This window comes from Halobacterium sp. KA-6, assembly GCF_021029015.1.
Taxonomy (GTDB): domain Archaea; phylum Halobacteriota; class Halobacteria; order Halobacteriales; family Halobacteriaceae; genus Halobacterium.
The window spans coordinates 256,245-276,226 of record NZ_JAJJZH010000001.1; the positions used below are offsets into that span (position 1 = coordinate 256,245).

Below are 19,982 nucleotides of genomic sequence, written 5' to 3' on the forward strand. Positions count from 1 at the left end.
ACCGTTAAGTAGCGAGGTGCCCGAGGGCCAATACGTAATGAGCGACCTCCCGGACGAGTTCAAGTGTACTATCACCAACTGGGAGTACATCTACGGTCTCTGCCGCGACGTCAGCGACGACGTCAAAACCTCCGAGTTCGAGCCCGACGTCGTGGTTGCGCTCGCCCGCGGCGGCTGGTTCGCGGGCCGGTGTCTCTGTGACTTCCTCGGCCTCGACGACCTCACGAGTCTCAAGATGGAGCACTACGTCGGCACCGCCGAGAAGGCCGACGAGCCCGAGGTCCGGTACCCGATGCCGGAGGGCTCCGTCGAGGACAAAGACGTCCTCATCATCGACGACATCGCCGACACCGGCGGCTCCATCGAGCGCGCCCACGAGTACGTCGCCGAACGGGACGCCAACGAGATTCGGACCGCCACCCTCCAGTTGCTCGGCACCAGTGAGTACGACCCCGACTACGTCGGCGAGTACCTCGACGAGTGGGCGTGGGTCGTCTACCCCTGGAACTTCATCGAGGACATGATCGACCTCATCTCCGGCGTCATGGAGAAGGACGGCGACGGTCCCTACACGCGCGAGGGCATCCAGAACCTCCTCGCGTCGTACCACGACGTCGAACGCATCGAGATGGAAATCGCCCAGCCCGACCGCCTCGACGAAGTGCTGGAGGAGATGGTACGCCGCGACGTGCTCGTGAAGGCCGGCCCCGAGGAGTGGAAGCTCCGCGTCGACGCCTGAGCCGGCATCGTTTCGTTTAGGTGCGTCCGCCGCCCACGTCGTCTCATGATTGGCTTCATCGGCGGTTCCGGCATCTACGAAGCGCTCCCGCTGAACGACGTCCGCGAGGAGGACGTGACGACGCCGTACGGCGACCCGAGCGCGCCCGTCACCGTCGGCGAGTTCGGCGACACGGGGACGGAAGTCGCGTTCCTGCCGCGCCACGGCCCCGACCACCAGCGCTCGCCGACGAACCTCCCGTACAAGGCGAACATCTACGCGCTCAAGCAGCTCGGCGTCGAACGCATCCTCGCGTCGAACGCCGTCGGCAGCCTCAAAGAGGAGCTGCCGCCGCAGACGCTGGTCGTCCCGGACCAGATTTTCGACCGCACGAAGCACCGCGACTCCACGTTCTTCGGCGACGGCATCGTCGTCCACCAGCCGTTCGCGGACCCGTACTGCCCGCACATGGTCGAACACCTCCACGAGTCCGCGGAGGAAGCGACCGACGCGGAGACACAAGAAGGCGGCACGTACGTCTGTATCGAGGGTCCGCAGTACTCGACGCGCGCGGAGTCTGAGTTCTACAAGGCCCAGGGCTGGGACCTCGTCGGCATGACCGCCATCCCGGAGGCGAAGCTCGCGCGGGAAGCCGAGATGTGTTACGCGACCGTCGCGGGCGTCACCGACTACGACGTCTGGAAGGCGGACAGCGAGGTCACGCTCGAAGAGGTGCTGGAGAACGCCGCGGCCAACGAGGAAGCCATCAAGCGCACCGTCGAGCACGCCATCGAGACGCTGCCCGAGGAGCGCGACTGCGACTGCGGGCACGCCCTCGACGGCACCGTCAACACGCCCACCGAGGCCATCCCCGAGGAGACCCGCGAGCGCGTCGACGCGCTCGTCGGCGACTATCTCTGAGGCCGGGCGCTGAGGCGGGTAACGCGGTAAGATTCGCGGCCGCGGACCCAAAATGTAAATACCATTCCCGCGTTTGTTAGGTCGACTATGGGGGAGCACGCGGACGCCGAAGCATTCTCGACCGAGCTCGCGGCGCTGAAGCGCGACGGCTGCAACGTTCTCGTCGTCAGCGACGCCGCTGGCCGCGACGCCGCCTGCGAGCGTCTGCTCGGTGCTCCCGAACTCGACCGCCGCCACGTCTTCCTCGAGACGTCGTCGGACGTCTCGACGGTGCTGGACCGCCACAGCCCGCGCCGCACCGACCCTTCGACACTCGGCGTCGTGGACGCCACGCCCGCGACGGGCGCACGTTCGGCGGCCGCCGCGTCCTCCGGTACGAGCGACCTCCCGACGCCGCTCGGCGAGTGGTACGAGCGCGTCGACGACCCCACCGACTTCGCGGCGCTCACCACCGCCGTCACCGACGCCTTCGACCGCGTCGCCGAGTCCGCCGACAACCCCAGCGAGCTCCGACTCTGCGTGGACGGCCTCGACCCGTTCTTCGACACCGTGCGCTCGGGCGATGTCTCCGAGGAGCGGCTGTTCCGCTTCCTCCACCTCCTCACGAGTTCCGTGCGCAGTGTGGACGGTATGGGCCACTTCCACGTCTCCACGAGCGCCGACGACGCGCTCCTCGCGACGGTCGAGCCGCTGTTCGACGCGACGCTCTCCGTCGAAACCGGCGCAGAAGGAACCGTCCGCCAGCGCTGGCGGCTCCACGACTCCGGCCGCGTCACCGACTGGTTCGCGTTCTAGTTCGGCGTCGGCGCTTCCGTCTCCGCGTTCTCGCAGACCCAGAGGTCGCCGAACAGGTCGTCCTGTTCGAGCGTGACCGAGCCGCGGTGCGCGAGAAACAGGAGCGCGAGGAACGTCTGCACGCGCGACTCGCCGGCGTCCGCGACCTCCTCGTAGAGCACTTCCGTGCGGCCGCCGCCGTACTTCTCGTCCAGTACCGTCCGGACGTCCGCGATGGTCGCCTCGATGTCCTCCTCGTGGGCGTTCCCGAGCGCCTCCTCGGCGGTCGGCTCGTCGTCCATCCGGAACTCGTCCCCGGAGTGGTAATCTAACTCCTGGACGCCGCGCCGGAACCCCTTCGGGGAGTCGCTGGTGTCGTACTCCCTCGACTCTTTCCACCACGACCCGCGCTCGGCCTCCCGGAGGTCGCGAACGAGCTCGTCCAGTGTCTCCGGGTTGCCGCGGGCCTGCTTGCGCTCCAGCCGGCGGTCCATCTCGGATTCGAGCGCGTCCACGGGGTCGTAGGCCGGGCGACCGTCCTCGTCTGCCTCGGCCGGTGGTGCTTCCCACGGCGGTCGCTCGACTTCCTCCTCCTCGGGTTCGTCGTCGCCGTCGTCGAGCATCACGTCGCTCTTCATCCGCAGGAGGACGCTCGCGTAGAACAGCGCGCGCCCGGACGTCCGCAGGTCGGCCTCGTCGAGCGCCTCGAGGAATTTGTCCGTCACCGCGACGATGTCGATGTCCCACGGCTCGATTTCCCCGTTCTTCGCGAGCTGCACGAGCAACTCCACGGGCTCGACCTCGTCGTCGGGGTTCGCCTCGGGTTCGGCCGGCGACTGTGCAATCAACTCGGCGGCGCTGTCGGGCGTGTCGTCGGTGTCGTCTCCGGGCGCGTCCGCAGTCGTCAGTCCGCCGTCGGGTTCCGCGTCGCTGGACTCCCGCTCGGCCTTCCGGTCCTCGTGGCCGGTGATGTCGAGCGGGACGTCGTCGGACCCGCCGTCGGTTCGCGGCTCCCGCCGGTCGTCGCTCACCTTTTCCGCGGACTCGCTCCGCTCGTCCTGCTCGCGGGTCGCAGTGCTCCCCGCTCGCTCGTTCGCGGACTCACTGCGTTCGTCCGGGCTGTCCCTAGTCATTCGCTGTCGCCCCCGGCGCGGAGAGGTCGATACCCGTGACGATGCTGCGGTTGTCCTCCTGCATCGTGACGCCGATGGCGCGCTCGGAGCGGTCTAGCATCGCCGAGCGGTGGCTGACGACGACGAACTGCGCGTCCCCGGCGAGTTCGTCGACGAGTTCGCCGACGCGGTCGGCGTTGACGGCGTCGAGGAACGCGTCCACCTCGTCGAGCGCGTAGAACGGCGCGGGGTTGTGCCGCTGGATGCCGAAGATGAACGCCAGCGCGGTCAGCGACTTCTCCCCGCCGCTCATCGCGTCGAGGCGCTGCACGGGCTTGTCCGCGGGCTGAGCCTTCATCGTCAGCCCGCCCTCGAAGGGGTCCTCGGGGTTCTCCAGTTCGAGTTCGCCCGTGCCCGCCGAGAGTCGCGAGAAGATGCGCTGGAACTGGTCGTTGATGGCGTCGAAGGCGTCCATGAACGTCGACTTCTTCTGCTCGTCGTACTGGTCGATGCGGTCCTGGATGCCGTCGCGCTCCTCCACGAGCGTCTCGCGCTTGGCTTCGAGGTCGTCGAGGTCGGCTTCGACGTCGTCGTACTCCTCGATGGCCTTCATGTTCACCGGTTCGAGCGCCTCCATCTGGCGTTCGAGGCGCGCGACGTTCTCCTCGACTTCGTCGAGGTCCGGAATCTCCTCGGGGTCGTAGTCGCCGACGGCCTCTTCGAGGTCGTCGATTTCGTCGGCAAGCCGCGACTCCGCCCGGCGCAGGCTCTCTAGGCGGTTCTCGACCTTCTCGACCTCGTTGGCCTGCTCGTCGCGGGCCGCCTTCGCCTCCTTGAGGTCGTCCTTGAGGTCCTCGCGCTCGCTCTTGAGGTCCGCTAACTCCTCCTCCAACTCGGCGACGGCCTCCTCCTTCTCGGCGAGCGTCTCTTCTTTGGCCTCGATTTGTTCCCGGAGGTCGCCGATGCGTTCCTCCTGTTCGGCCTTCTCGTTCTGCGCCTCCTCGATGTCGTCGTGGAGGTCCTCCACGGCGTCCTCGGCGTACTCTTTCTCCAACTGGAGGCTGTTCAGTTCGCCGTCGAGGTCATCCACGCGCGACTCGAGGTCCGCGATGTCCGCCTCGATGTCCTCCTTCTGCGAGGTGAGTTCGGGAATCTTCGAGTCCGCGAGCTCGCTCTCCAACTCGGCGATGTCGTCCTCTAAGGCCGCGAGCTCGTCCTGCTTCGCGGAGATGTCGGCCTCGATTTCCTGCATCTCCTCGTCGACGTCCTCGCGCTCGCCCTGCAGCTCCTCGATTTTCGCTTCGAGGTCGTCGATGCGCTCTTCGACGTCCTCACGCTCGCTCTCGGCGTCCTCCACGTCGTTCTGGAGCGAGCGTACCTGGTCGGTGGCGTCCTGCCGGCGGTCCCGGGCGTCCTCCAGGCGGTCGTCGATTTCGCGGACGTCCTCCCGAATCTCGGCGCGTTCGTCTTCGAGGCGCTGGATGCGCTCGGCGACCCGTTCGAGTTGGCCTTTGCCGGACTTCGAGAACGAGTACCGCGAGCCAGAGCGCGACCCGCCGGTCATCGCGCCGGACTTCTCCACGAGTTCGCCGGAGAGCGTCACCAGCCGGAAGTCGCCCATCAGGTCGCGGGCGGTCTCCATGTTCTCCACGACGAGCGTGTCCCCGAGCACGTACGAGAAGATGGGCTCGTACTGCTCGTCGAAGTCCACGAGGTTGTACGCGAAGTCCACCACGCCCGGCATCTCCGGCGTGCTCGGGAGCGAGCGGTGGCGCATCTTCGTGATGGGGAGCATCGTCGCGCGGCCGGCGTTGCGCTGCTTGAGGTACTCGATGCAGCGCTGGCCCGTGCCATCGTCGTCCACCACCACGTTCGCGAGGCGGCCGCCAGCCGCCGTCTCACAGGCGGTCGCGTACTGCTCGCTGACGCCGCCGAGTTGCCCGACCGTGCCGTGGACGCCCTCGACGTCGCTGTTCAGAATCGTCGTGACCGCCTTCCCGTACGAACTATCCCCGGACTGGTCGGCCTGCGCCTCGAGGCGCGCGTACTCCTCCTGCGCGGCGGAGAGGTCGTCCTCGACGTCCTCGAGGTCGTCCTGGCGCTCCCGCTTCTCCTGCTTGAGGTCCTCGACAACCTCCACGATTTGCTCGCGGTTGCGCTTGGCCTTCGCGAGTTCGTCCTCGAGGTCGTCCAGCACCGCGTCCAATTCGGGGAGGCGCTCGCGGGCGTCCTCGAGGTCGGACTTGGCCTCGTCGACGGCTTCCGAGCGGCGCTTGGCCTCGTCCAGCAGGCGGTCCTGCTCGCGCTGGAGGTCGTTGCGCTCGCTCTTGGCGGCCTCCAACTCCTCTTTCTTCTCGGCGAGTTCGGCTTTGAGTTCGTCGAACGCGGTGTCCACGGACTCGATTTCCGCCTCGACGTCTGCGAGGTCGGACTCGCGCTGCTGGATGTCCGCCTTCACGGACGCCTTCTCGACTTTCAGGTCCTTGATGTCGCCCTCCAGGTCGTCGATTTGCTCCTGCTTGCGGTCGATTTCCACGAACGACTGCCGGCGCTCGTTCTCCGCGGCCTCGATGCGCTCTTCGGCGGCCTCGACCTTGTCCTCGAGGCGCGAGATGTCGCCTTTCACTTCCTCCATCTCGCGCTTGATGGCGAGCTGCTCGTCCTCGCCCTTCCGCTCGATTTCCGCGTTCAGGTCCTCGAGGTCCTCCTCCAAGCGGAGGACGACGCCGCGGCGCTCGTCGAGTTCCTCTTGAAGTTCGTCGAGTTCGTCCTCGCGCTCGCTGATGTCCGTGCGCGTGGCGTCGAGGTCGTCACGCTTCTCTTCGAGTTCGGCGGCCTTCGCGTAGCTCTCGTACTCCTGTTTCTCGTCGCGGAGTCCCTGGTACTCGAGCGCGGTCTCGCGCTCGTCTTCGAGCTGCTCGAGGCGCTCGCGCTTCTCGTCGATACGCAGGTCCGCCTCGTTGATGCGCTCCTCGACGACCTCCAGTTCCGCGTAGGCGTCCTCCTTCTTCGCGTCGAATTCGGCGACGCCCGCGATTTCGTCGACGATTTCGCGGCGCTCGCCCGGCGTCATGTTGATGATGCCCGTGACGTCGCCCTGCATCACGACGTTGTACCCCTCGGGGGCGACGCCCGCCTGCGCGAGCAGGTCGCGGATGTCCGAGAGGTTCACCGAGCGGCCGTTCAGGTAGTAGTACGAGTAGTAGTTGTCGTCCGTGCGCTTCACGCGGCGCTTGACGGTGATGGTGTCCACGTCGCCGACCTTCTCCGAGCCCGCGGCGGCCTCGACCTGCGAGCGCGAGAGCGTCCCGTCGCTGTTGTTCAGCACGACCTCGACGCTGGCCTCCTTCGGGCCGGCGGTCGCGTCCTCGCCCTCGTGGCTGGGGTTGTAGATGAGGTCCGTGAGCTTCTCCGCGCGCATCCCAGAGGTGCGCGCGAGCCCGAGCGCGAACAGCACCGCGTCGATGATGTTCGACTTCCCGGAGCCGTTCGGCCCGCTAATCGTCGTGAAGTCCTCGTAGAACGGGATGCGCGTCGTCCCGGCGAAGCTCTTGAAGTTCTGGAGGACGATTTCGTCGATGTACATGCTGGGGAGGGGAGCGGCCTACGCGACGATGATGTCGTCGAGGCCCGACTCCTCGTTGTCGTCAGCCTCGCCGTCCACAGGTTTAGTCGCTTCGTCTGCCTCGGTGTCGGGGTCGTCGTCGGGCTCGATGACGCCGCCCTCGCGGGATTCGCGGAGCTCCTCCGTGCTCGGCGTGCGGTCGAGTTCGGCTTCCAGCGTGCGGATGCGCTCGCTGGCGTCCACGAGTTCCTCGGTGAGGCCGCGGACGGTCGCTTCCAGTTCTTCGACGCGCTGTTCGAGTTCCTCGACATCGGTGTCGTCAGTCATACGTCCTGAAGGGGACGCGAGACGGATAAGTATAGGTCGGACGTGCGTCAGACAAATTCTGGTTGGTTGCGTGGGGCCGCCCGCGTGGCCCCTTCGTTAGTCCTAAGCGGCCACCCCTCGAATCGTGGCGTAATGAGTACGCAGGCCGCCACGCAGGACCTCGCCGCGGTCATCGGCCTGGAGGTCCACGTGCAACTGGAAACGGACACCAAAATCTTCTGTGGGTGTTCGACCGACACCGGCAACGCGGAGCCGAACACGCACACGTGTCCGGTGTGTCTCGGGCTGCCGGGCGCGCTCCCCGTGCTGAACGAGGGGGCCGTCGAGGCCGCCGTGAAACTCGGGAAGGCCATCGACGCGGCCATCCCCGAGCGCACCCGCTTCCACCGGAAGAACTACTTCTACCCCGACCTGCCGAAGGGGTTCCAGATTACGCAGTACGACGCCCCAATCTGCCAGGACGGCGAGCTCGTGGTGACCGTCGAGGACGAGCGCCACGAAATCGGCATCGAGCGCGCGCACCTCGAGGAGGACCCGGGGAGCCTGCAGCACGTCGGCGGCAGCATCGACACCGCCGACTACACGCTCGTGGACTACAACCGCGCGGGCACGCCGCTGATGGAAATCGTCACGCGGCCGGACTTCCGGAGCGCCGACGAGGCGCGCGCGTTCCTCGCGAAACTCACGGACGTCCTCGAGTACCTGGGCATCTTCGACGCGGAGCGCGACGGCAGCCTGCGCGTGGACGCCAACATCTCGATGGTCGACGCCGCCACGCTCGAGGGCGGCATCAGCGACGAGGCGCTCGAAGCCGCGAACCGCACCGAAGTGAAGAACATCTCCAGCCACAAGGGCGCACAGAAGGCGCTCTCCTACGAGATTACGCGCCAGCGCAACCAGATTCAGCGCGGCCGCGAGGTCGAACAGGAGACCCGCCACTGGGACGAGAGTCGTGGCATCACGGTGTCGATGCGCTCGAAGGAGGAGGAGAAGGACTACCGCTACTTCCGGGAGGCGGACATCCCGCCGCTGGAGGTCTCGGACTGGAAGGAGCAGATTCCGATTCCGGAACTCCCGGACGCGCGCCGCGAGCGGTTCCGCGAGGAGTACGACCTCGGCGCCGAAACAGCCTCCAAACTCACGTCGCGGAAGGCCGTCGCGGACCTCTTCGAGGAACTCGCGGAGGAGTACGACCCCGGCCTGGCGGCGACGTGGGTCGCGGACAACGTCCTCGGCGAACTCAACTACCGCGGCATGGAGGTCGGCGACATCGCCGACCGCATCGACGAGTTCGCGCGCCTCGTGGACCTCGTCGCCGAGGACGAGATTACGGCGAAGAACGCCGAGGAGGTCGTGTTGCGGGAGATGCTCGACGAGGGGCGCGAGCCCGACGAGGTCGTGGAAGCCGAGAACCTCGGGAAGACCACGGGCGGCGAGGTCGAGGCCGCGGTCGCGGAAGCAATCGACGAGAACCCCGACGCCGTCGAGGACTACTACGCGGGCGAGGGAGGTGCGCTGAACTTCCTCGTCGGCCAGGTGATGCAGAAGACCGGCGGGAGCGCCGACCCCGGCCAGGTGAACGAACTGCTGCGCGAGCAGTTGGAGTAGCGACGCGCGCTGTCGGCACCGACACGGCTTTCTTCTCGCTGTCGTCACTCCCGGTATGGCGTACGAACTCCGCGAGCAACTCCCGACGCCCGAGCGCTTCCGGGAACTCCGCGCGGCCGCCGGGATGGCCGAGCGCTCCCGCGAGGGCGTCGAGCGCGGCCTCCCGAACTCCGTGTACGGCGTGACGATAGTCGAGGAGTCGTCCGGCGAGACCGTGGGAATGGCGCGCATCGTCGGCGACGGCGGCTCGGTCTACCACATTTGCGACATGGCCGTCCACCCCGACCACCAGCGACAGGGCCTGGGCTCCCGGATGATGGACGCGATAATGAGTTACGTCGACGAGCACGCGCCGGAGAGCGCGTACGTGAACCTGATGGCGGACGTCGACGGCTTCTACGAGCAGTGGGGCTTCGAGGAGACGCGGCCCGCGTCGAAGGGAATGTTCTACCGGGCGTAGCTACGCGGTGTCGAAGGCGTCGTGCTCGACGACGTAGAGCACGCCGATGGCTGCGAGCGTGAGGCCGCCGACGCCGACCGCGACGGCATAGAAGTAGTCGCTGGTCTCGGCGTCGTCGAGCGTCGTGACACCGGAGACGACCAGCGAGGCGCCGAGCGCGACGTTCCCGACGCCCGCGAGCAGCGACCAGCGCACGCGATCCGTCACGCCGGCCGCGACGAACAGCGCGCCGGCGACCGCGAGCAACGCCATCTGGACACCGAGCAGCAGCGACGGCGGGAACATTAGGGCGAAGCCGCCGACGCCGACGACGAGGAGGAAGACGCCACCCAGCGATTCACGCGTCGTTAAACCATGCCGCTACTCGAACCGCGGCGGGGTTAGTCGTTGCGCGTGCTCGCACGCCGCGCGAGTACCCGCACTCGTGGGCAGGCGCGAGCGCGCCTTGTCCCGTCGCTTGCTTGCGGTTCTCGGTCCCGAAATCTTTACCCGCGGTAGCGGCGTATCCGTCTCCAAGACCACCCCGGCAGGTGGAGGTACACCGTGGAACTCATCGTCACAGAGAAGAACAACGCCGCGCGACGCATCGCCGACATCCTCTCGGAGGGAGGGGAAAGCACCGACACGACCGCGGGCGTCAACGTCTACGAGTGGGGGGGCCGCCGCTGCATCGGACTCTCCGGCCACGTCGTCGGCGTCGACTTCCCGCCCGAGTACTCCGATTGGCGGGACGTCGAGCCCGCCGAACTCGTGCACGCCGACGTCGTGAAAGAGCCCACGCAGGAGGACATCGTGAACGCGCTCCAGCGCCTCGCTCGCGAGGCCGACAGCGTCGTCATCGCGACGGACTACGACCGCGAGGGCGAGCTCATCGGGAAGGAGGCCTACGAGCTCGTCCGCGAGGTCAACGAGGAGGCGCCCATCCAGCGCGTGCGCTTCTCCTCGATTACGGACAACGAGGTCAAGTCCGCGTTCGCGGACCCCGACGACGTGGACTTCGACCTCGCCGCGGCGGGCGAGGCCCGCCAAATCATCGACCTCGTGTGGGGGGCCGCGCTCACGCGGTTCCTCTCGCTGTCCGCCCGGCAGATGGGAGAGGACTTCATCTCGGTGGGTCGGGTGCAGTCCCCGACGCTGAAACTCATCGTGGACAAGGAGCGCGAAATCGAGGCGTTCGAGCCCGACGACTACTGGGAGCTGTTCGCTGACCTCGCGAAAGACGACACGACGTTCGAGGCGCAGTACTTCTACGAGGGCGAGGACGGTAACGAGGCCGAGCGCGTCTGGGACGAGGACGCCGCCGAGCGCGCGTTCGCGGTGCTCCGGGAGGCCGGCGAAGCGGTCGTGCAGTCGGTGTCGCGGCGCACCCGCAGCGACGACCCGCCAGCGCCGTTCAACACCACGCAGTACATCCGCGCTGCTGGCTCCCTCGGGTACTCTGCGGGTCGCGCGATGAGCATCGCCGAGGACCTCTACACGGCGGGCTACATCACGTACCCGCGGACGGACAACACCGTCTACCCCGAGGACCTGGACGAGCGCGACCTGCTCGGCGAGTTCGAGCAGACGATATTCGGCGACGACGCCGAGATGCTGCTCGAGCGGGACGACCTCTCGCCGACGGAGGGAGACGAGGAGACGACCGACCACCCGCCGATTCACCCGACGCCGGACTTCCCCGACCGGAACAAGCTCTCCGAGGACGAGTGGGAGGTGTACGAGCTCGTCGTGCGGAGGTTCTTCGCGACGCTCGCCGAGCCCGCCGTCTGGGAGCACCTGCGCGTCGTCGCGGACGCCGACGGCGAGTCGCTGAAGGCGAACGGCAAGCGCCTCCTCGAAGAGGGCTATCACGCGGTCTATCCGTACTTCAACACGACCGAGAACTACGTGCCGGACGTCGACGAGGGCGAACACCTCGACCTCACCGACCCCCGGATGGAGGCCAAGCAGACGCAGCCGCCCCGCCGGTACGGGCAGAGCCGGCTCATCGAGACGATGGAGGACATGGGCATCGGGACGAAGTCCACGCGTCACAACACCATCGAGAAGCTCTACGACCGCGGCTACATCGAGGGCGACCCGCCGCGGCCGACGACGCTGGCGAAGGCGGTCGTGGAGGCCGCCGAGGAGTACGCCGACCTCGTGGTCAGCGAGCAGATGACCAGCGAACTGGAGGGCGACATGACCGCCATCGCCGAGGGCGAGAAGTCCCTCGACGAGGTCACCGCGGAGTCCCGCGAGATTCTGGACCGCGTCTTCGACGAACTCACCGACTCCCGGGAGGAAATCGGCGACCACCTCCGCGACTCCCTGAAGGCGGACAAGACGCTCGGGGAGTGCCCCGAGTGCGGCGACACGCTACTCGTGCGGCGCTCCCGTACGGGTTCGTACTTCGTGGGCTGCGACGGCTACCCCGAGTGTCGGTTCACGCTCCCGCTGCCCTCCACGGGCGAACCGCTCGTCCTGGAGGAGACCTGCGACGAGCACGGGCTCCACGAGGTAAAGATGCTCGCGGGCCGGGACACGTTCGTCCACGGCTGCCCGCTCTGCGCGGCCGAGGAGGCCGAGGAGAGCGAGGACCGCGTCATCGGCGCGTGCCCCGAATGCGGCGACGAGGAGGGTGGCGAACTCGCCATCAAACAACTCCAGACCGGCAGCCGGCTCGTCGGCTGCACGCGCTACCCGGACTGCGACTACTCGCTCCCCCTGCCGCGTCGCGGCGACATCGAGATTACCGACACCTACTGCGACGAGCACGACCTCCCCGAACTCGTCGTCCACGACGGCGACGACGACGAGCCGTGGGAATTGGGGTGTCCCATCTGCAACTACGAGGAGTACCAGGAGCGACAGCGCAAGCAGGGCGTCGAGGCGCTGGACGGCATCGGCCCCGCGACGGCGGAGAAACTCGAAGAAGCGGGCATCGAGGACGTCGGCGACCTGGCGAGCGCGGACGCCGACGAGCTCGCCGAGACGGTGTCGGGCGTCAGCGAGGAGAACGTCCGCGAGTGGCAGGCGCAGGCGGACTAGCGGTCAGGCTTCTCTGAACTCGCCGCTCCCGCACGCGGGGCAGTTCAACCGCTGGCGCTCGTAGCGGGCCGCGCAAATCCCGCACTCGAATTCGGTGGGCGAGTCCTCCACGCGTTGCCGGAGCTGTTCCACGACGCTCATGATACACGTTACCACACATCGAAGGCATAAATAGATTTTGGCGAGCGTTGGCAATTCGAGAATAGAATCGTACGTACTACTGTAAATATGGATATTGTTGCTCGTATGGAGTCCTTTTCACGCTATTACCGGAACGACTGATTACTATATCTGTAGCTGCCTGGGGGATGTTTCGTGTGCGCGGCGAAGCGGGTAAGTAGACGCCCGCGCAAGTAGCAGTCGTGCGTCTCGACGACTACATCGAGGGACTCCAGCCCGACGAGTCGGTCCAGCGACGCCAGCTCGCCGAGGAGAAGTCCTACGAGGTGCTGGACTACCTCGACGACGTCGAATCCGGCTTCGAGTCCGCCGTACAGGGGGACACGCTCGTCGGCGCGACCGCGCCGTCGGTGTTCGTCGGCAGGTCGTCGTATCCGAACGTCTCCGCGGGGATTCTCTCGCCAGTCGCGGGCGGCGCGGACCCCGAGGAGTACGCGACCAGCGGCGAGTGGTACCAGCAGGGTCTGGACATCGACAACGTCCTCCAGTACCGGACGGGCCTGCTGAACTCGCGGCGCTCCGCGAACGTGAACGTCCACGACGTCTGGGACGGCTTCGTCGGCACGCAGCGCGAGGTCGCGATGGCCGACCGGCCCGTGGACGTCGAAATCGGGCTCTCCGACACGCCGGACTTCGACGCCAGCGAGTACACGAACCCCGCGGCGAACGCTCCCTCTGGGCCGAACGCGAGCGCCGAGTCCGCGGCGCTCACCGAGAACCCCCACGTGCCGCGCTACGTCGAGAAGACCCTCGAGGACGACGACTGGGCGGCGGAGGGCGCGATGACGTACCTCTACCGCCGCGGCTTCGACGTCTACGACATCAACCGCGTGCTCTCCGTGGGCGCGCTCGGGCAGGCCGACCACCGCCGGCTCGTCCCGACCCGATGGTCGATTACGGCCGTCGACGACACGATTGGGCAGTTCCTCCGCGGGAAGATTCGGGACAACCCGAGCGTGAACCGCGTCACCGTCCACGTCAACGAGTACATGGGCAACCGCTACTGGGTGGTGCTCGCCCCCGGCTCGTGGGAGTACGAGCTCGTGGAGATGAAGGCCCCGGGCAGCATCTGGAACCCCGACCCCGCGGGCGACATCTGGATGGCGTCCGCCAGCGAGGGCTACGAGGGGCGCTCGGGCTACGTCGACGAGACCGCGGGCGCGTACTACGCGTCCCGGCTCGGCGTGCTCGAACACCTCGACAGCATCGGCCGGCAGGCGAAGGCGCTCGTGCTCCGCGAGGTCAGCGACGACTACTGGGCACCCGTCGGCGTCTGGCAGGTCCGCGAGAGCGTCCGGAACGCCTTCGACACCGAGCCGGGCGAGAGCCAGTCGTTCCACGGTGCGGTCCGCGAGGTCGTCGACCACCTCCCCGTCTCGCTCGGGGCGCTGCGCCGCAAGTCCAGCATGGTCGCGGGCGTCCAGAGCGACCTCTCGGAGTTCTCGTAGCCCGCGATTCGGGGGTTCGTTTATCCCGCAGCCGGGCGAACAGTCCCACCATGATCCCTGCATTCGTCGGCGGCCTCCCCGGTGGTATGGAGTTCGCAGTTATCTTCCTGAACATCGTCGTACTCGTCTCCGTCGGCTACGTCGTCCTCGCCGTCGTTCGCGCCCTCAGCCGCTCCTCGACGAGCAACCTCGAAGACCGCGTCGCCAACCTCGAAGGGCAAGTCGACGCGCTCCGCGAAGAACTCCGCGACCGCGACGAGGAGTAGCCGGCCAGCGCGCCGCCGCGCGCGGCTACAGCCCCGGGGTTTTTCGACACCCGCGACGAACGGCCGTGCATGGATTCGCTCTCCACTAACGCGGACGCGTCCTCGCCGTCTCCCGACGACGGCGACGCGACACCGTCCGGGTCGAAACTGCGCGCCGTGCTCGTCGCGTTCGGCGTCGCCGTCCTCGGGTTCGTCGTCGGTCTCGCCGTCTCACTGGTCCTGATGGGCGTCTGGGTCGCGCTCGGCTTCGAACTCACGACGTCCGCGCTCCTCGTGCTCGGGCTCGTCGGCTTGCAGGGCATCGGGTTCGGCCTGGTCGCGTACGCCTACATCCGGTTCTCGGGGCTCTCCTTCGACTTCGTGCCGGTCTCCGTTCCGTCGCTCCGAGACCTCGGGTACGTGGTGGGCGGCTACCTCACCGCGTTCGTCCTCGTGCTCGCAACGCTGGTCGTCATCACGTCCGCCTTCGCGACCGAACCGGCGACGAACGAGGGCGCACAAGCCGCCGCAGAGAGCGGCTTGCTCCTGTGGATGATTCCCGCGTCCCTGCTGCTCATCGGGCCGGGCGAGGAGCTGCTGTTCCGCGGCATCATCCAGGGGTCGCTGCGCCGGCACTTCTCCGCGGCGGGAGCAATCGTCCTCGCCACCGCGATGTTCGCGCCCGCCCACATCCTGTCGCTGTCCGGGAGTCCGCAAGCGGCCGCGCTCACCATCAGCATCCTCACGGTGCCGAGTCTCGTGTTCGGGTTCGTCTACGAGCGCACCCGGAACCTCGTCGTCCCCGCGCTCTGCCACGGGCTCTACAACGCGACGCTGTTCACCATCCAGGCGTTCGCCCCCACCGGCGGGGACACTGGAACCGGACTATTCGCCGTGTTCGCCGCTCTCCTGTAGGTTCGAGAACGCTTCCTCGACGTACTCGCCGGTCTCCGCGACGATTTCGTCCCACGTCTCGTCGTCGGGCGCCATCCCGAGCAACCGCGCGATGCGCATGATGGAGACGTGGTAGACGCGCTGTTTGCCGGGTTCCTCCTGCCAGACGACGACGTTGCACGGGAACAGCGCGCCGATTCTGTTGTCGCTTGCGTCCAGCGCCTTGTCTGCGACCTCGGGGTTGCACGCGCCCAGCACGTAGTAGGGGTCGCGGTCCGCGTCGACCTTCTCGTTGAGGAGGTCCGACGGCGAGAACTCCGCGGGGAACCCGAAGCCGGCCTCGGAGAACGCCTCGCGGACGTGCTCGACGGCTTCCTCGTGGTCCATCGCCAGCACGGCCTGCTCCTCGCCGTAATCCTCGGGGTCGATGTCGCTGGGGTCGATTGGCAGCATGCCCGGAAGTCCGAGCGCCGCGAAAATAAAGCCCGGCGAGCCGTCGGCCGTCGCCGGTTTCGTCCGTGACTACTCGGTCGGCACGGGACCGGTGCCGACGACCTCGCGGACGGCGTCCTCGAACTCGCGGCGCGTCTCGAAGTACGTGATGTCGACGTCTTCGAGGAGCGCTTCGAGTTTCTGGGGGCCGTCGGGCGTTCGGACGACCGAATCGCCCTCCTTGCGGGCGACCTCGCTCTTCTGCTGGGCCCACGTCAGTCGGGACGCCACGCGCGACAGCGGCGCGCCCTCGACCGGCTCGCCCTCGCCGAGTTCGACGGCGGGTTCCTCGTCCTCGTCGGTCTCGTCAGCCATACACGGCGATTCGAGGGGGCGTGGATTCAACCTTTCGGAGCGTGGCCGACCAGCGGGAGGCCACGTTGTGGCGAGCGGGGAACGAAGTGACCCGCGAGCAGCGTGCTCGTCTAGCGACCAGACCGACCCGCGAGCAGCGTGCCTCCAACGACCAGAACAACCCAGGACTAGCATCCCGCTTCCACTCGCTCGCGCGGTCGAACGTCTGACGTACTGTTTTTACCCTGCACGTCTAACGGGCACGCATGACCAGCCTGGGGGAGACCTACGACCGGCGCGCGGGCGAGGCCAGCCAGCGGCGCGTCTACCTCGGCACCGGCCTGTTCGCCGCGGGCGCGCTGCTCGTCGTCGGGGGAATTCTCGCGGGCGCGACGGGGCTCCTCATCAACAACGGCTTCGGGCAGTACGAGAGCCGGGAAATCGCGGGCATCCTCGCGGGGTTGGGCGTCCCCGCGGTGTTCGTCGGCATCTTCACCGTGCTGCCCGCGAGCCGCGTTCAGCGTGCTGCTGCAGCCGTCGGTGCGGGGCTGACCGTCCTCGGCGTGATGTTGTTCCGCGCGACGTACCCGTATCTCTACGTCCCGAATTCGGGCGGCGTCCCGTCGACGGCGACGCTGGCGTTCGTGCTCGTCTACGCGGCCGGCGTCGTCACGACGTTCTGGTGTCTGTTCACCGCGGTCGCGACGTTCAAGACGCGCAACGACCCGGGCGGCAGCGTCACGCTCACCGTCACGAAGGACGGCGAGACGCACACCGTCGAGGTGCCCGCGGACGACGTCGAGAGCGCCCGCGAGAAACTCGCGTCCGGGAGTTTCGGCGGCGTCGGCGTCTTCGGCGGCGTCGAGGACCCCGACGAGCGCACTCGCGCGAACGCCTCCGAACCGAAGCCGTCGTCCCCGGCCACGCAGACAGAGTCGACGGCCGGCGCGTCCCCCTCCGTCTCGGACGGCGGCGCGGCCACCGACGACATCTCCTCGCCGCTCGACGGCGACGCCTCGCCCTCCGCGGGCGGCCCGACGCCGGACAAGTACTGCGGGAACTGCGGGCACTTCGAGTACGCCGGAAACGACGGCATGCAGCCGTACTGCGGGCTCTACGAGGAGGAGATGGACGACATGGAAGCCTGCGAGTGGTGGGAGCGCAACGACCAGTAGTTACAGTGCTGCGAGCCGCTTCTCGACGTCGTCCCAGTGACTGCCCTCCCAGAAGTACTGCCCGCAGTCCTCGCACCGCCAGACGGGCAACGCGTCGTCGGGGACGTACTCCGGAATTTCTGTCTCTCCTTCGACCTCGTGGAGTTCGCCGTTGCACGCGCCGCAGCGCTCGCCCGGCGTCGGTGTCAGGTCCACGCCCGCGGCGGCGACTTCGCGGAGTTGGTCGTCGACGTCTTTGGACTCGACGAGGATGCTCTCGGGCGCTCGCTCGGCGAGTTCGCGGTCCCGCGTGACGAGCACGCGGTCCTCGCGGGCGGCGAGGTCACGAATCGCGTCGTCGGCCTCAACGCCCCGGTCCAGACAGTACGCGGCGTCGTGCCCGCACATTCGCAGCATGCGCGCGAGGCTGCCGAGCATCGCGTCCAGCAGCAGTTTCACGAGTCGAGGAACTCGCGGACGCCGTCCGCGTCCCGAGTATTCAACACGTCGCTGGCTTCCGCCCAGCCGCGGCGCGCTGTGTGGACGCCGTACTCGATGTAGTCGTACTCGCTGGTGGAGTGCGCGTCCGTGTTGACTGATATCGTCGCACCCGCGTCGACGGCCGTCTGGACGACGCTCCCCCAGAGGTCGAGGCGGTGTGGGTTGCTGTTGATTTCGAGCGCGGTACCGGCCTCGGCGGCGGCCTCCGCGAGCGCTTCGGGGTCGAACTCCATCGCTGGGCGGTCGTTGATGAGCCGTCCGGAGGGGTGCCCGAGAATGTCGACGTGTGGGTGTTCGACGGCCGCAATCAGGCGCTCGGTCTGGTCGCCGCCGTCCTCGCCGAGGCCGCTGTGCGGGCTCGCGACCACGACGTCGAGGTCCGCGAGCACGTCGTCGCTGACTTCGACGACGTTCCCGTCAGTGTCGACGTTCGCTTCGATGCCGTGGAAGACGGTGATATCCGTCTCCTCGCGTGCGGCCTCGATTTCGTCGACCTGCTCGCGGACGTCCGCGTCGGAGAGCCCGCTATCCCCGAACACGCCCGGGCCCTCCGCGTGGTCGGTGATAGCGACGTAGTCGTGGCCGAAGTCGGCGGCTCCCTCGACCATCTCGCGGACCGTGAGGTCGCCGTCCGACCAGTCCGTGTGCGCGTGCACGTCGCCGCGCACGTCGCCCTCCTCGATTAAGTCCGGGAGGTCGCCGCTGGCGGCGGCGTCGACCTCGCCGCGGTCCTCGCGCACCTCCGGCGGAATCAACGGCAGGCCGAGCGCGTCGTAGACGGCTTCCTCGGTCTCGCTGGCGAGCCGCTCGCCCACGCGCTGGCCCGCATCCGGGTCGTCGACGTCCGAGACGTCGAAGACGCCGTACTCGTTGACCTTCTTGCCCTGGTCGATGGCGTGGTTGCGCAGCGTGATGTTGTGGTCCTTGCTGCCCGTGAAGTACTGCAGCGCCGCCCCGAACTCCTCGTCGACCACCACGCGGAGGTCGATGCGGAGCTGGTTCGACCGCACGCTCGTCTTCGTCGGCCCCAGATCGAGCGTCTCGTCCACGCGGTCCCACTCCGTCAGCGCCTCCCCGACCGTCTCGCCAGCGTCGCTGGCGACGAGCACGTCCACGTCGCCGATGGTCTCGCGCCACCGCCGCGTCGACCCCGCGACCTCCACGCGCTCGACGGCGTCGAGGTCCGCGAGGAACGACCGTACGTCCTCCGCGATGGGGCGGCCGTTCCCGAGGAGTTCGCGTTCCTGGGCCTGCCGCGCGAACCCGATGTGGTCGAGGATGTTCTGCTCGGTCTTCGGCCCGAACCCCTCGACTTCCTGAATCTCGCCCGCGCGAGCCGCCTCCTCGAGGTCGTCCAACGTCTGCACACCGAGCGCGTCGTAGAGCTTCTTGACGGTCTTCGGCCCGACCCCCTCGACGGACGTCAACTGCTCGATGTCCACCGGGAGTTTCTCGCGTTCCTCCTCCAACTCCTCGATTTCGCCGGTCTCGACGTACTCCACGACCTTCGACGCGATGGACTCTCCGACCGCGTCGATCTTCTGGACCGCGTCCGTGCCTTCGGCCGCGAGGTCCTCGACGGCTTCCGGGTAGTCCCGGATGTTCGACGCCGCGCGCCGGTACGTGTTCGGCTTGTAACCGACGTCCTGGGCCTCCAGCAGGTCGGCGTACTCCTCGAGCACGCTCGCGACCTCGTTGTTCCGGCTCATCGCTTGATGCCCTCCTCGTTGTCGTGGCCCAGCGCCTCCTTCAGGAACGAGAACCAGCGCTTCTTGTCCGCGCGCTCGCTCGCCTCGATTTCCGCCTCGATGCTCGTCGTCCCCAGCGACTCCAGGGCGTTCAGCGCCCGCTCGATGCCGATGATGGCGTTCACGACTTCCTCGCCCTCCTCGCGCGTGATGTACCCCTCCTCGAGGCGCTCGCGGCGCTGCAGGCGCTCCCGCCGCAGCAGCTTCTTCGCTTCCTCGACGTCCTCGCGGCGCTCGGCCGGCACCGAATCGAGCTTCTTCACCTCGAAGACGAACTCCCGTAACTCGAACTCCTCGCCCTGCACGTCGAGCGTGTCCGGAATCGACGCCCCCACCGTCGCCGCCTCCCGGTCGACGCGCTCGAGGAGTTGCTTCCGCTCGAACTCGCGCATACTCGTGTTACCGCCGGCTCCCGCAAAAGCCCCCCGGCTACTTCGACTCGAATTCGAACTATTCGGCTCTGGGCTTGCTTCCACCCAGGTATAGAAAGCCCCGAGGCTGTAGACTCGGG

The 19,982-nt window shown here is 67.6% G+C and carries 20 protein-coding genes; 10 read left to right on the forward strand and 10 right to left on the reverse strand.

Annotated elements, in window-relative coordinates; all coding sequences use genetic code 11:
• Window positions 1–37: 37 nt before the first annotated feature.
• From LPA46_RS01480 to LPA46_RS01490, 3 genes are all read left to right on the forward strand, one after another.
• Window positions 38–739, forward strand: a complete 702-nt coding sequence (locus LPA46_RS01480) for a phosphoribosyltransferase (protein ID WP_230887742.1) — start codon at window positions 38–40, stop codon at window positions 737–739.
• A 45-nt stretch (window positions 740–784) separates the two neighbouring features.
• Window positions 785–1,639 carry an S-methyl-5'-thioadenosine phosphorylase gene (gene mtnP, locus LPA46_RS01485; protein WP_230887741.1) on the forward strand — a complete coding sequence of 285 codons (855 nt, stop codon included), beginning with the start codon at window positions 785–787 and terminating at the stop codon, window positions 1,637–1,639.
• Window positions 1,640–1,726: 87 nt separating this feature from the next.
• Window positions 1,727–2,434: a DUF7504 family protein gene (locus tag LPA46_RS01490; RefSeq protein ID WP_230891059.1), complete on the forward strand. Its 708-nt coding sequence runs from the start codon at window positions 1,727–1,729 to the stop codon at window positions 2,432–2,434.
• Here the strand turns inward: LPA46_RS01490 and LPA46_RS01495 are convergent.
• The 3 genes from LPA46_RS01495 to LPA46_RS01505 are packed head-to-tail and all read right to left on the reverse strand — an operon-like array spanning window position 2,431 to window position 7,417.
• Window positions 2,431–3,546, reverse strand: coding sequence for a segregation and condensation protein A (locus tag LPA46_RS01495; protein ID WP_230891060.1), 1,116 nt, complete (start codon window positions 3,544–3,546; stop codon window positions 2,431–2,433). The genes LPA46_RS01490 and LPA46_RS01495 overlap by 4 nt on opposite strands.
• Window positions 3,539–7,111, reverse strand: a complete 3,573-nt coding sequence (gene smc / locus LPA46_RS01500; protein ID WP_230891061.1) for a chromosome segregation protein SMC — start codon at window positions 7,109–7,111, stop codon at window positions 3,539–3,541. Before smc ends, LPA46_RS01495 begins: the two co-directional genes overlap by 8 nt.
• An 18-nt stretch (window positions 7,112–7,129) precedes the next feature.
• Window positions 7,130–7,417 (reverse strand): DUF7518 family protein, encoded by a 288-nt coding sequence (locus LPA46_RS01505; protein WP_230891062.1) that lies wholly within the window; start codon window positions 7,415–7,417, stop codon window positions 7,130–7,132.
• 132 nt (window positions 7,418–7,549) lie between these two features.
• Here LPA46_RS01505 and gatB point away from each other — a divergent pair, with 132 nt between their 5' ends.
• The gene (gene gatB / locus LPA46_RS01510) at window positions 7,550–9,025 is read left to right on the forward strand and encodes an Asp-tRNA(Asn)/Glu-tRNA(Gln) amidotransferase subunit GatB (RefSeq protein ID WP_230891063.1); all 1,476 of its coding nucleotides are present in this window, start codon (window positions 7,550–7,552) and stop codon (window positions 9,023–9,025) included.
• 55 nt (window positions 9,026–9,080) lie between these two features.
• The gene (locus LPA46_RS01515; protein ID WP_230891064.1) at window positions 9,081–9,485 is read left to right on the forward strand and encodes a GNAT family N-acetyltransferase; all 405 of its coding nucleotides are present in this window, start codon (window positions 9,081–9,083) and stop codon (window positions 9,483–9,485) included.
• Here the strand turns inward: LPA46_RS01515 and LPA46_RS01520 are convergent, their stop codons facing one another.
• Window positions 9,486–9,770: a hypothetical protein gene (locus LPA46_RS01520; RefSeq protein ID WP_230891065.1), complete on the reverse strand. Its 285-nt coding sequence runs from the start codon at window positions 9,768–9,770 to the stop codon at window positions 9,486–9,488.
• Window positions 9,771–10,028: 258 nt separating this feature from the next.
• Between LPA46_RS01520 and LPA46_RS01525 the strand changes: the two genes are divergently transcribed.
• A complete protein-coding gene (locus tag LPA46_RS01525; RefSeq protein WP_230891066.1) occupies window positions 10,029–12,515 on the forward strand; it encodes a DNA topoisomerase I in 2,487 nt (828 codons plus the stop codon).
• Between the two features lie 3 nt (window positions 12,516–12,518).
• Here the strand turns inward: LPA46_RS01525 and LPA46_RS01530 are convergent, their stop codons facing one another.
• Window positions 12,519–12,656 carry a hypothetical protein gene (locus LPA46_RS01530; RefSeq protein WP_230887732.1) on the reverse strand — a complete coding sequence of 46 codons (138 nt, stop codon included), beginning with the start codon at window positions 12,654–12,656 and terminating at the stop codon, window positions 12,519–12,521.
• Between the two features lie 221 nt (window positions 12,657–12,877).
• On the opposite strand from LPA46_RS01530, the gene nreA reads away from it, so the two are divergent.
• The 3 genes from nreA (at window position 12,878) to LPA46_RS01545 (ending at window position 15,303) form a co-directional block, all read left to right on the forward strand.
• On the forward strand, window positions 12,878–14,143 hold the full coding sequence (gene nreA, locus LPA46_RS01535) for a DNA repair protein NreA (protein WP_230891067.1): 1,266 nt from the start codon (window positions 12,878–12,880) through the stop codon (window positions 14,141–14,143).
• 50 nt (window positions 14,144–14,193) lie between these two features.
• Window positions 14,194–14,409 carry a hypothetical protein gene (locus LPA46_RS01540; protein ID WP_230891068.1) on the forward strand — a complete coding sequence of 72 codons (216 nt, stop codon included), beginning with the start codon at window positions 14,194–14,196 and terminating at the stop codon, window positions 14,407–14,409.
• Between the two features lie 69 nt (window positions 14,410–14,478).
• Window positions 14,479–15,303 carry a CPBP family intramembrane glutamic endopeptidase gene (locus LPA46_RS01545; protein WP_230891069.1) on the forward strand — a complete coding sequence of 275 codons (825 nt, stop codon included), beginning with the start codon at window positions 14,479–14,481 and terminating at the stop codon, window positions 15,301–15,303.
• On the opposite strand, the gene LPA46_RS01550 is transcribed toward LPA46_RS01545, so the two are convergent.
• Both LPA46_RS01550 and LPA46_RS01555 read right to left on the reverse strand, forming a co-directional pair.
• A complete protein-coding gene (locus LPA46_RS01550) occupies window positions 15,274–15,735 on the reverse strand; it encodes a DUF302 domain-containing protein (RefSeq protein WP_230891070.1) in 462 nt (153 codons plus the stop codon). The two genes, LPA46_RS01545 and LPA46_RS01550, sit on opposite strands and share 30 nt — an antisense overlap.
• A 69-nt stretch (window positions 15,736–15,804) precedes the next feature.
• Window positions 15,805–16,089, reverse strand: a complete 285-nt coding sequence (locus LPA46_RS01555; protein WP_230887728.1) for a DUF5789 family protein — start codon at window positions 16,087–16,089, stop codon at window positions 15,805–15,807.
• A gap of 245 nt (window positions 16,090–16,334) precedes the next feature.
• On the opposite strand from LPA46_RS01555, the gene LPA46_RS01560 reads away from it, so the two are divergent.
• Window positions 16,335–17,243 carry a DUF7139 domain-containing protein gene (locus LPA46_RS01560; protein ID WP_230891071.1) on the forward strand — a complete coding sequence of 303 codons (909 nt, stop codon included), beginning with the start codon at window positions 16,335–16,337 and terminating at the stop codon, window positions 17,241–17,243.
• Here the strand turns inward: LPA46_RS01560 and LPA46_RS01565 are convergent, their stop codons facing one another.
• From LPA46_RS01565 to LPA46_RS01575, 3 genes are read right to left on the reverse strand one after another with little or no spacing between them, the layout of a single operon-like run.
• On the reverse strand, window positions 17,244–17,681 hold the full coding sequence (locus LPA46_RS01565) for a Mut7-C RNAse domain-containing protein (protein WP_330166312.1): 438 nt from the start codon (window positions 17,679–17,681) through the stop codon (window positions 17,244–17,246).
• The gene (gene polX / locus LPA46_RS01570; RefSeq protein WP_230891072.1) at window positions 17,678–19,432 is read right to left on the reverse strand and encodes a DNA polymerase/3'-5' exonuclease PolX; all 1,755 of its coding nucleotides are present in this window, start codon (window positions 19,430–19,432) and stop codon (window positions 17,678–17,680) included. The genes LPA46_RS01565 and polX overlap by 4 nt, the downstream gene beginning before the upstream one ends.
• Window positions 19,429–19,863, reverse strand: coding sequence for a DUF5788 family protein (locus tag LPA46_RS01575; RefSeq protein ID WP_230891073.1), 435 nt, complete (start codon window positions 19,861–19,863; stop codon window positions 19,429–19,431). The genes polX and LPA46_RS01575 overlap by 4 nt, the downstream gene beginning before the upstream one ends.
• Between the last annotated feature and the right edge of the window lie 119 nt (window positions 19,864–19,982).

Bases quoted from the DNA above. Each gene is read 5' to 3' on its own strand.
- polX (WP_230891072.1), bottom strand. From the start codon at position 19,432: ATGAGCCGGAACAACGAGGTCGCGAGCGTGCTCGAGGAGTACGCCGAC.
- gatB (WP_230891063.1), top strand. From the start codon at position 7,550: ATGAGTACGCAGGCCGCCACGCAGGACCTCGCCGCGGTCATCGGCCTG.
- mtnP (WP_230887741.1), top strand. From the start codon at position 785: ATGATTGGCTTCATCGGCGGTTCCGGCATCTACGAAGCGCTCCCGCTG.
- LPA46_RS01530 (WP_230887732.1), bottom strand. From the start codon at position 12,656: ATGAGCGTCGTGGAACAGCTCCGGCAACGCGTGGAGGACTCGCCCACC.
- LPA46_RS01555 (WP_230887728.1), bottom strand. From the start codon at position 16,089: ATGGCTGACGAGACCGACGAGGACGAGGAACCCGCCGTCGAACTCGGC.
- LPA46_RS01495 (WP_230891060.1), bottom strand. From the start codon at position 3,546: ATGACTAGGGACAGCCCGGACGAACGCAGTGAGTCCGCGAACGAGCGA.
- LPA46_RS01550 (WP_230891070.1), bottom strand. From the start codon at position 15,735: ATGCTGCCAATCGACCCCAGCGACATCGACCCCGAGGATTACGGCGAG.
- LPA46_RS01505 (WP_230891062.1), bottom strand. From the start codon at position 7,417: ATGACTGACGACACCGATGTCGAGGAACTCGAACAGCGCGTCGAAGAA.
- LPA46_RS01515 (WP_230891064.1), top strand. From the start codon at position 9,081: ATGGCGTACGAACTCCGCGAGCAACTCCCGACGCCCGAGCGCTTCCGG.
- LPA46_RS01480 (WP_230887742.1), top strand. From the start codon at position 38: ATGAGCGACCTCCCGGACGAGTTCAAGTGTACTATCACCAACTGGGAG.
- LPA46_RS01545 (WP_230891069.1), top strand. From the start codon at position 14,479: ATGGATTCGCTCTCCACTAACGCGGACGCGTCCTCGCCGTCTCCCGAC.
- LPA46_RS01520 (WP_230891065.1), bottom strand. From the start codon at position 9,770: ATGTTCCCGCCGTCGCTGCTGCTCGGTGTCCAGATGGCGTTGCTCGCG.
- LPA46_RS01575 (WP_230891073.1), bottom strand. From the start codon at position 19,863: ATGCGCGAGTTCGAGCGGAAGCAACTCCTCGAGCGCGTCGACCGGGAG.
- smc (WP_230891061.1), bottom strand. From the start codon at position 7,111: ATGTACATCGACGAAATCGTCCTCCAGAACTTCAAGAGCTTCGCCGGG.
- LPA46_RS01560 (WP_230891071.1), top strand. From the start codon at position 16,335: ATGACCAGCCTGGGGGAGACCTACGACCGGCGCGCGGGCGAGGCCAGC.
- LPA46_RS01540 (WP_230891068.1), top strand. From the start codon at position 14,194: ATGATCCCTGCATTCGTCGGCGGCCTCCCCGGTGGTATGGAGTTCGCA.
- LPA46_RS01490 (WP_230891059.1), top strand. From the start codon at position 1,727: ATGGGGGAGCACGCGGACGCCGAAGCATTCTCGACCGAGCTCGCGGCG.